Raw genomic sequence first — 10,148 nt, 5'->3', positions numbered from 1 at the left:
AAGCGGCAGGTACGCCAGCTCGCAGCCTATTTGGGCGTGCCGGGGGATATTGTGACCAAGGCGCCAACGGCGGGTCTCTGGCCGGGTCAGACGGATGAAACGGAGCTGGGTATTACTTATGAGGATAACAGTGACTATCTGGAGGGCAAACAGATCAGCCCGGAGGTGGCAGGAAAGCTGGAAGGCTACTACCGGAGAAGCGCGCATAAGCGCAATGTCATCCCGGGTATTTAGTTAATATAGTGTGAATACCCTTGCCATATAGATTGAACTTGAAAATATACATTAAGGGGAAAGTGGCGGAGGGGAATTTTGGAGCTGGAGGAGCGGCAGCGTCCGCCTGAAAGCTTTCCGCAGGAAAGCTCGCTTCGAAATCCAAACCTGACACGGCCGGAAGCCCAAATATTCTTTGTAGCCACGGCTAATCCCCTAAATAGAATAATCATAAGTTCAATCTATATAGTCACAAAAAACCGCCGAAGTGCGCAATAGCTCACTTTAGGCGGTTTTGTCGTTGGCGGCTCCTGAGTAGGGGTTATAAGGTGCTGTTCCGGGCCGCCAGCGTATGATCGATAAAAGCTTCTGAAGCGGCAATGGCCTGCTCCAGCTGCGGGGTTGATCCGATAAACGGGTGGACTGTGCAGAAGGTATGGTTGCCTCCGGCGATTTGCACCCACTCTATATCGGGCCGGAGCTTAATTAACTGCGCTGATCCCTGCCGCAGCCGCTCACCGTCTTCTGTCCCCTGGATCAGGATGACCGGAAAGCTGGCGGACTTCATCCGCTCGAGGATATTGTAGCGCTCGGCCTGGTGCTCCAGATCTTCTATAAGTACAGCATCCAGCGGCATCTGCTGGCCAGTGCGGCCGTTCAGCACATGACTCCGGCCCAGCGTTTTCATTTCGTGCTTTTGTTCATCTGTGAACAAGTCAAGGTTCGTAATTCCGTTCCAGGAGATCACTCCGGCAAGCTCATCCGGATGGTCCAGTGCGTAGAGCAGACTGTCGCCGCCGCCGCGGCTGTGTCCCAGCAGGAACAGAGGCAGCGCACCAAATTTATGATGCTGGCTGAGATAGGAGAGGAGAATTTCCATATCTTTAATTTCACGGTTATAAGTGTTGCGGGCAAATTTCTCGAGCTCGGTGAAATTCTGCAGGTCCTCGCCGATTCCGGCATGGGAGAAATTAAAGGAGATGACTTCATGGTCCCTGCTGAGCGAAGCGGCGAGGTAAGGGAACATTCCCCAATCCTTGAACCCCTTGTAACCGTGTGCGATAACAATCAGACTCTTAGCCTTGTTGCGGGCAGGGAAATGCGAGCAGCGTAAAACAGCATCTTCTCCGGCGGGCAATTCGAAATTGCGGTTCATCGGGCGAACCCCCTCTCTTATATCGAATTAAGATTCCTCGGTGAAGTCCATGATGTGGGGAAGAAGCCGGGCCGATAGACTTTGGCGGCTTTTTCTTTTAAGATAGCAGAAAGAATCCCAGACTATAATCTATTCTATATACCAAGAATATATATGAAGATCATACCATTAATAAAGCTGTTAAAGATAGACAGCAGATTAAGGCGGATGAGGGCAAAACGTCCATAAGGAGCGGGGAATTTTGATTTACGGAATCGGGCATGATGTGGCGGAAATCCAGCGGATCAGCGCTGTAATGAAAAGAGAATCAGGAGCAAGGCTCATCCGGCGCATTCTGACACCGGGGGAACTGGAGCTGGCGGAGGGGCGGAAGAGTAACCTCGCTGAATTCGTTGCCGGCCGGTTTGCAGCTAAGGAGGCTGTTGTTAAGGCACTCGGCTGCGGCATTGGGCGCGAGGTAGGCTTTCAGGATATTCAGATCCTGCCGGATGCGTCCGGCAAGCCGTCTGTGTCACTCTCGGAAGAAGCCTGGTCCAGGCTGTACATGAAGGAGCAGGAGCATATCATCCATCTTACGATTACCCACAGCCGCGAGCTGGCTTCGACGTTTGCTGTAGTGGAGCGGATTATGGATGGGGCTAAAGAACGGCTTGAGTCAATCTAAAGTTCAAATGATACAGGAAAAGCAGCGGAGGGGAAGTTTAGCTCTGCGATACACAGAGAATACAGAAGCAAGGAGAACAATGATGACAACGCATGAACAACAGGAGCAGCAGGAGCAGAACGTAAAGTTGTTTTTCAGCTCGAATCTGCTGGAATGGTATCATGGGCAGAAACGGGACTTGCCATGGCGGCGCCACCGCAATCCGTATTATATCTGGATATCGGAAATTATGCTGCAGCAGACAAGAGTAGACACAGTCATTCCTTATTTCAACCGGTTTATCGAGCGCTTCCCGACGGTGGAGTCTTTGGCGGATGCGCCGGAAGAAGAAGTGCTTAAATGCTGGGAGGGACTGGGCTACTATTCACGTGCCCGGAATCTGCAGCATGCGGCGCGGCAGGTTAAGGAGCTGTACGGCGGACAAGTCCCGGATGACCGCGATGCGGTATTCGGGCTTAAGGGAGTTGGTCCTTATACGGCCGGGGCTATTCTCAGCATTGCCTTCAACCGGCCCGAGCCGGCGGTAGACGGCAATGTGATGCGGGTTTTGTCCCGTTACTTCCTGCTGGAGGACGACATTGCCAAGGGACCGACCCGCGTGAAGATGGAGCGCCTGGCAGCGGAGCTGATCCCGGAGGGAGAGGCTTCGCATTTCAATCAGGCGCTGATGGAGCTGGGCGCGCTTGTCTGCACGCCGAAATCACCGCGCTGCCTGCCCTGCCCGGTGATGGAGCACTGCGCTGCGCGCCTGGCGGGCTGCGAGACCTCGCTGCCCGTCAAGACCAAGGCCAAGCCGCCGCGCCCCGAGGAGCGGCTGGCGGCCCTGGTGACCGGCCGCGGCGAGCACGCCGGCCGGGTGCTGATCCGGCAGCGGCCACAGAGCGGGCTGTTAGCCCGCATGTGGGAACTGCCGCACTGGCCGGCGCCGCCTGCGGAGAGCGGCGCTGCTGGCGCGCTGCTGCCGGAAGCGGCAGCGCTGGACCGGCTGCGCCGGTCCCTGCGCCAGGCCGGGATCTTCGCCCGGCCTGAAGGGCACTGGACGGCTGCGGAGCATACGTTCAGCCATATTGTTTGGACCCTGCAGGTGTACACCTGCAGGGAAGAGGACGCCCTTGCGCTGCCGCTGGCGGCAGAAGCGCGGGCGTCCTATGCGGCGGCGGCTGGCAATGCCGCCGGGGACAGCGCGGCACGCGCTGCCAGTGCAGGCGCGGCTGCAGAGCCGCCTGTGGAGCTGTTTGCCGACGGCAGCGGGCATCCGGAGGACGGCGGCGCAGTGCGCTGGATCAACCGTGAGGATATGGCCAATTATGCCTTTCCGAATGTGTTTCTTAAGCTGCTTAATCGTTATTTCGATGAAGCAGAGCAGAAACAGTAGCCTGAACAAGAGAGGGCCTTGCCAGCACTAATGCCGGCAAGGCCCTCGTCAAAGGCAGGGGAGAAGTCTCTATTTTCACCCTCATGATTGTACTTTGTACAACAGAATTCTCATTAATCTGTTACGAATCGCATTCTGCTGTATTTGGTGCAACAGAATACGGGAGTAGGGGTCAAAAACACCTGAATTACATGATTCTAATGTACAAAGTACAATAGAATCAGTTTACCGGCCGATTATATGGATATCTGCTGCAGAAAGTGCAATAGATCGGTGCGCACCTTAATTTGACTATAATTCGAACCAGCATAAGCTTCTGGATTAATTATTTGAAATGTTTTGAACTAAGAAAAAACGGCTGCATCCGGTCCTGAGCGGACGGTGCAGCCGTTTTGCTTAAGCTATGAAATATCAGGCGCCTTGGATAGGCGGCAGCTGTTTAGGCTGCGGAACCTTATTTTGCGCTTTCGTAACGTTTGCCGACTTCTTCCCAGTTGACTACATTCCAGAAAGCTTTGATGTAATCAGGGCGTTTGTTTTGGTAGTTCAGGTAGTAGGCATGCTCCCAAACGTCAAGGCCGAGGATAGGTGTCGCGCCTTCGCTGATCGGGTTGTCCTGGTTAGGTGTGCTTGTTACAGCCAGCTTGCCGTCTTTAACAACGAGCCAGGCCCAGCCGCTGCCGAAACGGGTAGTTGCTGCAGTAGCGAAATCTTCTTTGAATTTATCGAAGCCGCCCAGTTCGCTGTCAATGGCTGCTGCGAGTGCGCCTGTTGGTGCGCCGCCGCCGTTCGGTCCGATAACTTCCCAGAACAGGGTGTGGTTAGCGTGTCCGCCGCCGTTGTTGCGGACTGCAGTGCGGATCGCTTCAGGTACTGCGTTCAGGTCAGTGAGGAGTTCCTCAATGCTCTTGTCTTGCAGTTCGGGCGCCTTTTCCAAAGCAGCGTTCAGGTTCGTCACATAGGTGTTATGGTGTCTGTCGTGGTGAATTTCCATCGTCAATGCGTCGATGTGCGGTTCGAGAGCGTTGTTCGGATAAGGAAGTGCCGGTAATTGAAATGCCATGGAAAAATCCCTCCTGAGTTTATTAGAATTTGTATGATAAAGAATTTTGGCGGTCTTGACGTCAAAACCCCTTATGTCCGATGCGTCTTATAGGGTATGTAACCAATAAGATACTATTATTAAACCGTATCTGGAACAATAATGCAACATTAAACAAACATAAATGTTTGTAAAGTAAATTCCCTGATTACCTGACCGGAAGTGTTAACGCTATGTTAAAAATATAGATTCCCCCCGAGTGTGAACGTTTATACACGAAAAGTTACCTTTTTAAAGAAATTGTGTAAAGTTGTTCAATGAAAGCGCTTGATATAAAGCGATTACTAAAGAAAAATGGTGATATCACCAGAAAAGTATGCTTTAATAGAGATAAAAGCAGGTATTCCTCGATTTTTGAACATTGAAGATGTTTCGGGCCGCTTAACATTCGGTTAATACTTCTTTAACCAGGAGAAAAATCTCTTCAGACGATGGATCCGGTAACTTCTTCGAAATCATCCATTGGGTTTTTCTTATGCTTTTTTTCTTTGTTTACTGTTACGGGAACTCCTTCTTTTTGTTAAATTCTAAGCCATAGAAAAGGGAGATTTTAAAGAATGCACGTTCGTTCCTTTCAATTAAGCGACGTTACCCCTGTGACTGAATTGCTGCAGACCGCATTATCGGAAGAATGTTTCGAGAGCACAATCGAGCCCTTCTCCAGGCAGCTTTCTTGGGATTCCGATCTCATTGTAGTTGCTGAGGAAGAAGGAGAAATTGTTGGTGCGCTGATTGGTACGATCGAGAAGAATCATGGCTGTTATTTCCGCATTGCCATTCATCCCGATTACCGCCGCAGAGGAATTGGCAGAAGTTTGGTATCGGCGATGGAGAACAGGTTCCAGGCACGCAAGGTCAGCGGTATTTTTGTAGCTGTTGATGAGCATAACTCCTTTGCACTGCCGCTGTATGAAGCAATGGGTTATAACGAGGATCAAATCTTCAAATCAGTACGTAAGCTCAGCATCGTCGGATAACTTTCTTTGATTTCGGCGCGGCGAAAGCGGAAACATTTACTAGAATAGAGAACTATGACGACTTGCATAGATTGTTCCATTATACTAAAGCATATCTTCCCGGTGTCCATTGCAAATGGCAGGGAGATATGCTTTTCTATTGTTACGGGCAAAAGTTTTTAGCAGGGCCTTATTTATCATTTGAGGCAAGAAGGTGGCATATGAACGGGGAAATTGAAGGGGAATTCAGGCGTGGCCGCAAGCATAGATACCGCTCTGTCACCCATACCGGCTCCAGAAAAGGGCAGGGACCCAAATGGATTATCGAACTAAGGAACTGGCTCATCACGGCCGTAATTGTATTTGCAGTCATGTCCATGCTTAATATATTTGTGTTCAATGTCTCGACCGTAATAGGCCACTCCATGCAGCCTACGCTGTATGAAGGGGAGAAGCTGGTCATTAATAAGATTACCCTTAGCTTTGCGGCCCCCGGACGGGGGGATGTTATTGTACTCCATGACCCCAGTACCGGGCCGGACCGGAAGGAATATCTGGTGAAGCGGGTGATCGGGATCCCGGGAGATATTATAGAAGTAAAAGAGCATCAGCTGTATGTGAACGGTGAACTGGCGGATGAACCCTATATTGATACGGAGGTTGAGGATTCCGATTTTCCGGCGCTGACGGTTGAGAAGGGGACCTATTTTGTTATGGGGGACAACCGCCATGCCGGAGCCAGCAAGGATAGCCGCTTTTTTGGCTCTGTCCCGCTGTCATCCATCGTTGGAAAGGCCGAGTATATCTGGTGGCCTCTGTCTAAGCTGGGCGCATTGTAAGAAAGGATAGCTAGGCTGTATAAATAAGAAGCAAGTAAAGGAGAAGGCGGAAATGAACAACAAAGCTCAGTCAGCATATGCCCCGCCGCTCTCTAAGTGGGAACATCTGAAGGCTGAAATTAAGGCGGCGGCACCGCAGCTTGGCATCGACGATATCGGGTTTGCTTCGGCCGACCCTTTTCTATATTTGAAAAACATTCTTCAGGAGCACCGGGATAAGGGGTATGAATCCGGTTTTGAAGAACCGGATCTGGATAAGCGGACAGTCCCGGCGCTGAAGTCCGGTGAACCATTGTCTATTCTCGCAATTGCTGTAGCTTATCCCTCCAAAATGGAGAATCCGCCAAAGTCGGAACCCGGGGCACGGCGGGGGATACTCGCCCGGGCCTCCTGGGGCCGTGACTATCACCATGTGCTGCGTGAAGCGCTGGAGAAGCTCGAAGGCTTCATCCGTGAACGCGTACCTGATGCGGTAATGGAAAGTATGGTCGATACCGGCGTGCTGGTGGACCGGGCTGTAGCGGAACGGGCGGGAATCGGCTTCAGCGGTAAGAATTGTGCGATTATTTCTCCGAAATGGGGATCATGGATCTATCTGGGGGAGATGGTGACGAACATTCCGTTCCCTCCCGATGCTGCAGTTGAGGATGGCTGCGGAGAGTGCACGAAATGTATTGATGCCTGTCCTACAGGTGCTCTGGTTGGACCGGGACAGCTTAACGCCCAGGCCTGCATCTCCTTTTTGACCCAGACCAAGGGGTTCCTGAGTGAGGAATACATGACGAAGATCGGTAACCGCCTGTACGGCTGCGATACCTGCCAGATTGTCTGCCCCAAAAACCGGGGCAAGAGCTGGAACCACCGTCCCGAGCTGCAGCCGGATCCGGAGGTTGTAAAGCCGCTGCTCCTGCCGATTCTTGAACTCAGTAACCGTGAATTCAAAGAGAAATTCGGCATGAGCTCGGCGGCCTGGCGCGGTAAGAAGCCGATCCAGCGGAATGCGGTTATTGCCCTTGGAAACTTCAAGGAGGCTGGGGCCGTTCCGAAGCTTACGGAGATTGTTCTGCGGGAGACTCGTCCGGAGATGCGCGGAACCGCAGCCTGGGCGCTGGGAAAGATCGGCGGCAAGGAGGCGCTGGGGGCTGTCGAACAGGCGCTGCAGGGTGAAGAGGTTGCCGAGGTGCGGGAGATGCTGATCAGGGCTCAGGGTAAGCTGCTGAACCGGGAGGAGAAAGCCGATGAATAAGCTTGCAGAGGCCGGCAACCGGACGGCGGTTTATTACGGTGAGCTGGAATCGCCGATTGGTCCCTTGACGTTATGTGCAACAGACTTGGGGCTGTGCCTGATCAAGTTCGGGTCACTCGCAGAGACGCGGGAGAGTATGAATAAATGGCTCAAGCTGCAGGTCGGGGCAGTGGAATTAAGGCCTGATGAAGAGAAGCTTGCCGAAGCCAAACATCAGCTTACGGCGTATTTTGCCGGAGAGCTGCGGGAATTCACGCTGCCGCTGGATATGCGCGGAACGCCGTTCCAGCGGCAGGTATGGGGAGCGCTGCTTACGATTCCCTACGGTGAATCGGCTTCCTATAAAGAGATGGCACTGGCGGTCGGGAACCGGCAGGCGGTGCGCGCTGTCGGCGGAGCCAATAACCGCAATCCCGTGCCGGTAATCGTGCCCTGCCACCGGGTAATTGGAGCCGCAGGTGCGCTTGTGGGTTATGCCGGAGGCCTGGCGGTTAAGAGCCGCCTGCTGGAGCTGGAAGCCGGGCGATCGGCACAGGACCAGACCGGAATATATCTCTTTTAGCCCATGGGATTTACCAATTGCTGTCCGGTTGTTGAAATGCTATGATATAATCGCGTGCCCACTCGGGCAATGCCGACAAAAGAGTGCAGAGGTGGACTTTAGATGAATATTGCATTACCTATTATTACGCTTGTCGTAGGTCTGATCGGCGGATTTGCCATTGGTGTTTTCTATCTGCGCAGACAAATGACAACGATGCAGAATGATCCTGAAATGCTGCAAAAGGTTGCAAAGCAAATGGGCTATAATCTGAACGGTAAGCAAATGCAGCGTGCCCAGCAAATGCTCAAAAACAATAATCAGCCTGGTCGTGCTCCTGCTGCTAAACCAAAACAGGGCCGCAAAGGCAGATAAACGGTTCCGGATAAATGAGATAAGGATAACCGGACGGAAGGGGGAGGCTTCATGGGAGGCATCAAGGAATACGCGAACGGCAAAGTTTCGGCGAACCGTGAGCAGATCGAGTACCACGTTGCGAAAATATTGGAGTTAATCGGAGAAGACACCAGCCGTGAAGGATTGCTGGAAACGCCGGCACGAGTCACGCGGATGTACGAGGAGATATTTGGCGGTTATTCAATAGATCCCCGCGAGGCGCTCGGTGTAACATTTGATGAGTCTCATGAAGAGCTGGTCATTGTAAAAGATATCGTCTATTACAGCCAGTGTGAGCATCACATGGCCCCTTTCTTCGGGAAGGTGCATATCGGCTATGTTCCAAGCGGACATATTGCCGGGCTTAGCAAGCTGGCCCGGCTTGTGGAGGCTGTAAGCCGGCGCCTGCAGGTGCAGGAACGCATTACAGCGCAAATCGCGGACATTATGGTAGAGGTGCTGGGCCCGCATGGTGTGATGGTAGTTGTGGAGGGGGAACATCTGTGTATGTGCTCCCGCGGGGTGAAGAAACCCGGCAGCAAGACGGTAACCATGGCGACCAGAGGTTCTTTCCGTGAAGATGCGTCCGCACGCGCAGAGTTCCTGGCCTTGATTAAAGAATAGAGCGGAGAAGGTATAAACCGGATTCGCATCAACCCTGGAAGCCCGCCCGACACTACGGTGTTGGACGGGCTTTTTGGATTCCGCCGGGGAAGCGGCTGCTATTTGGGCGGCTAGACCGGAGCCGGCGGTACGGTCAGCTTAATAGGGCTGCCACATCAGCTTGCGGGCTGCGGCATAACGCTCAGAGACGTAAGGCCAATTGACGACCTTCCACCAGTCTTTAATATAGCCCGCCCGGTCACTCTGGTGCTTAAGGTAGTAGGCATGCTCCCAGACATCCAGAGCCAGCAGCGGAACCACATCCCATTGCGACAGATTCTGGTGCTTCTCTGCGGTCAGGATTTCCAGCCTGCGGCTGCGCGGGCTCCAGACGAGAATCGCCCAGCCCGCCGCCTTCAACCTTACCCGCTGCTTCGCTGAATTGTGCCTTGAAGGCGTCATAGCTGCCGAAGCTGCGCTCAATGCCATCAAGCAGCGCTCCGGTGGGGCGTCCGCCGCCTTGAGGCGACATGACATTCCAGAAGATTGTATGCAAATAATGACCGGCACCGTTGAAGGCCAGCTCCCGTTCCCAATGCTTAACCAGGTCAAAATCACCGCGTTTGCGGGCTTCTGCCAGCTTAACTTCCGCTTTGTTCAGTCCGTCTACATAGCTTTTGTGGTGTTTGTCATGATGGATAGTCATTGTCTTTTCATCAATATAAGGCTCCAGTGCATTATAGGCATAGGGAAGCGGAGGCAAGGTGTGACCGCCGATAGGTACACTGCCCGGTTCCCGGGCTTCGGGCAGCGAAGCATTGAGCCCTGCCTGCTCCTGATCGCCCGGGCTGTCCGTCCTGTTATCCAAGGGGAGCGGAGCTGGCTGATCCACAGCTGCATTCCGCATGAGTCCGGCAACCTGTCCCGGGGTGTTCAGCGTGCCCAGCACAGCCAGGAAATACTCCGACTCGCGGATAATATGCAGGAGCACTGTTCCGGCAAGCGGCTGGGCTTTTACAGCCTTGCTTGCTTCCCGCAGGGCGTTCAGCTGGCGGAT

9 protein-coding genes and 2 pseudogenes are annotated in these 10,148 nt (G+C 53.1%); 8 read left to right on the top strand and 3 right to left on the bottom strand.

The features are described 5' to 3' along the window. Positions 1–234, top strand: a 234-nt coding sequence (nadE, locus tag AQR02_RS24620; protein WP_082452067.1) for an NAD(+) synthase, incomplete at its 5' end; no start/stop codon positions are given. 301 nt (positions 235–535) lie between these two features. Here the strand turns inward: nadE and AQR02_RS24615 are convergent. Further along, entirely contained in the window at positions 536–1,369 is an 834-nt protein-coding gene (locus tag AQR02_RS24615; protein WP_054943043.1) for an alpha/beta hydrolase family protein, read from the bottom strand. A gap of 241 nt (positions 1,370–1,610) precedes the next feature. On the opposite strand from AQR02_RS24615, the gene acpS reads away from it, so the two are divergent. Together acpS and mutY are read left to right on the top strand one after the other, a co-directional pair. Beyond that, complete coding sequence (gene acpS / locus AQR02_RS24610; protein ID WP_054943042.1) at positions 1,611–2,033, top strand: holo-ACP synthase; 423 nt, start codon at positions 1,611–1,613, stop codon at positions 2,031–2,033. A gap of 82 nt (positions 2,034–2,115) precedes the next feature. Further along, positions 2,116–3,408, top strand: a complete 1,293-nt coding sequence (mutY, locus tag AQR02_RS24605) for an A/G-specific adenine glycosylase (RefSeq protein ID WP_054943041.1) — start codon at positions 2,116–2,118, stop codon at positions 3,406–3,408. A 454-nt stretch (positions 3,409–3,862) separates the two neighbouring features. On the opposite strand, the gene AQR02_RS24600 is transcribed toward mutY, so the two are convergent. Beyond that, positions 3,863–4,471 carry a superoxide dismutase gene (locus AQR02_RS24600; protein ID WP_054943040.1) on the bottom strand — a complete coding sequence of 203 codons (609 nt, stop codon included), beginning with the start codon at positions 4,469–4,471 and terminating at the stop codon, positions 3,863–3,865. A gap of 596 nt (positions 4,472–5,067) precedes the next feature. On the opposite strand from AQR02_RS24600, the gene AQR02_RS24595 reads away from it, so the two are divergent. From AQR02_RS24595 to folE, 5 genes and pseudogenes are all read left to right on the top strand, one after another. Next, the gene (locus AQR02_RS24595) at positions 5,068–5,487 is read left to right on the top strand and encodes a GNAT family N-acetyltransferase (RefSeq protein WP_054943039.1); all 420 of its coding nucleotides are present in this window, start codon (positions 5,068–5,070) and stop codon (positions 5,485–5,487) included. A 200-nt stretch (positions 5,488–5,687) separates the two neighbouring features. After that, positions 5,688–6,305 carry a signal peptidase I gene (gene lepB, locus AQR02_RS24590; protein WP_054943038.1) on the top strand — a complete coding sequence of 206 codons (618 nt, stop codon included), beginning with the start codon at positions 5,688–5,690 and terminating at the stop codon, positions 6,303–6,305. Between the two features lie 52 nt (positions 6,306–6,357). After that, positions 6,358–8,113 (top strand): annotated as a pseudogene (queG, locus tag AQR02_RS24585) (tRNA epoxyqueuosine(34) reductase QueG). A gap of 102 nt (positions 8,114–8,215) precedes the next feature. Further along, positions 8,216–8,467 carry a YneF family protein gene (locus tag AQR02_RS24575; protein WP_054943035.1) on the top strand — a complete coding sequence of 84 codons (252 nt, stop codon included), beginning with the start codon at positions 8,216–8,218 and terminating at the stop codon, positions 8,465–8,467. Positions 8,468–8,518: 51 nt separating this feature from the next. Then, a complete protein-coding gene (folE, locus tag AQR02_RS24570) occupies positions 8,519–9,112 on the top strand; it encodes a GTP cyclohydrolase I FolE (RefSeq protein ID WP_054943034.1) in 594 nt (197 codons plus the stop codon). Positions 9,113–9,250: 138 nt separating this feature from the next. Here the strand turns inward: folE and AQR02_RS34845 are convergent. Then, positions 9,251–10,148 (bottom strand): annotated as a pseudogene (locus AQR02_RS34845) (superoxide dismutase); the annotation flags it as partial.

The organism is Paenibacillus ihuae (assembly GCF_001368795.1).
GTDB lineage: Bacteria > Bacillota > Bacilli > Paenibacillales > Paenibacillaceae > Paenibacillus_AQ > Paenibacillus_AQ ihuae.
This window is presented reverse-complemented; position numbering and strand designations above follow the sequence as displayed.

Excerpts from the sequence above, each read along its gene's own strand:
- AQR02_RS24615 (WP_054943043.1), bottom strand. The coding sequence starts at position 1,369 with ATGAACCGCAATTTCGAATTGCCCGCCGGAGAAGATGCTGTTTTACGC.
- AQR02_RS24575 (WP_054943035.1), top strand. The coding sequence starts at position 8,216 with ATGAATATTGCATTACCTATTATTACGCTTGTCGTAGGTCTGATCGGC.
- folE (WP_054943034.1), top strand. The coding sequence starts at position 8,519 with ATGGGAGGCATCAAGGAATACGCGAACGGCAAAGTTTCGGCGAACCGT.
- mutY (WP_054943041.1), top strand. The coding sequence starts at position 2,116 with ATGACAACGCATGAACAACAGGAGCAGCAGGAGCAGAACGTAAAGTTG.
- lepB (WP_054943038.1), top strand. The coding sequence starts at position 5,688 with ATGAACGGGGAAATTGAAGGGGAATTCAGGCGTGGCCGCAAGCATAGA.
- AQR02_RS24595 (WP_054943039.1), top strand. The coding sequence starts at position 5,068 with ATGCACGTTCGTTCCTTTCAATTAAGCGACGTTACCCCTGTGACTGAA.
- AQR02_RS24600 (WP_054943040.1), bottom strand. The coding sequence starts at position 4,471 with ATGGCATTTCAATTACCGGCACTTCCTTATCCGAACAACGCTCTCGAA.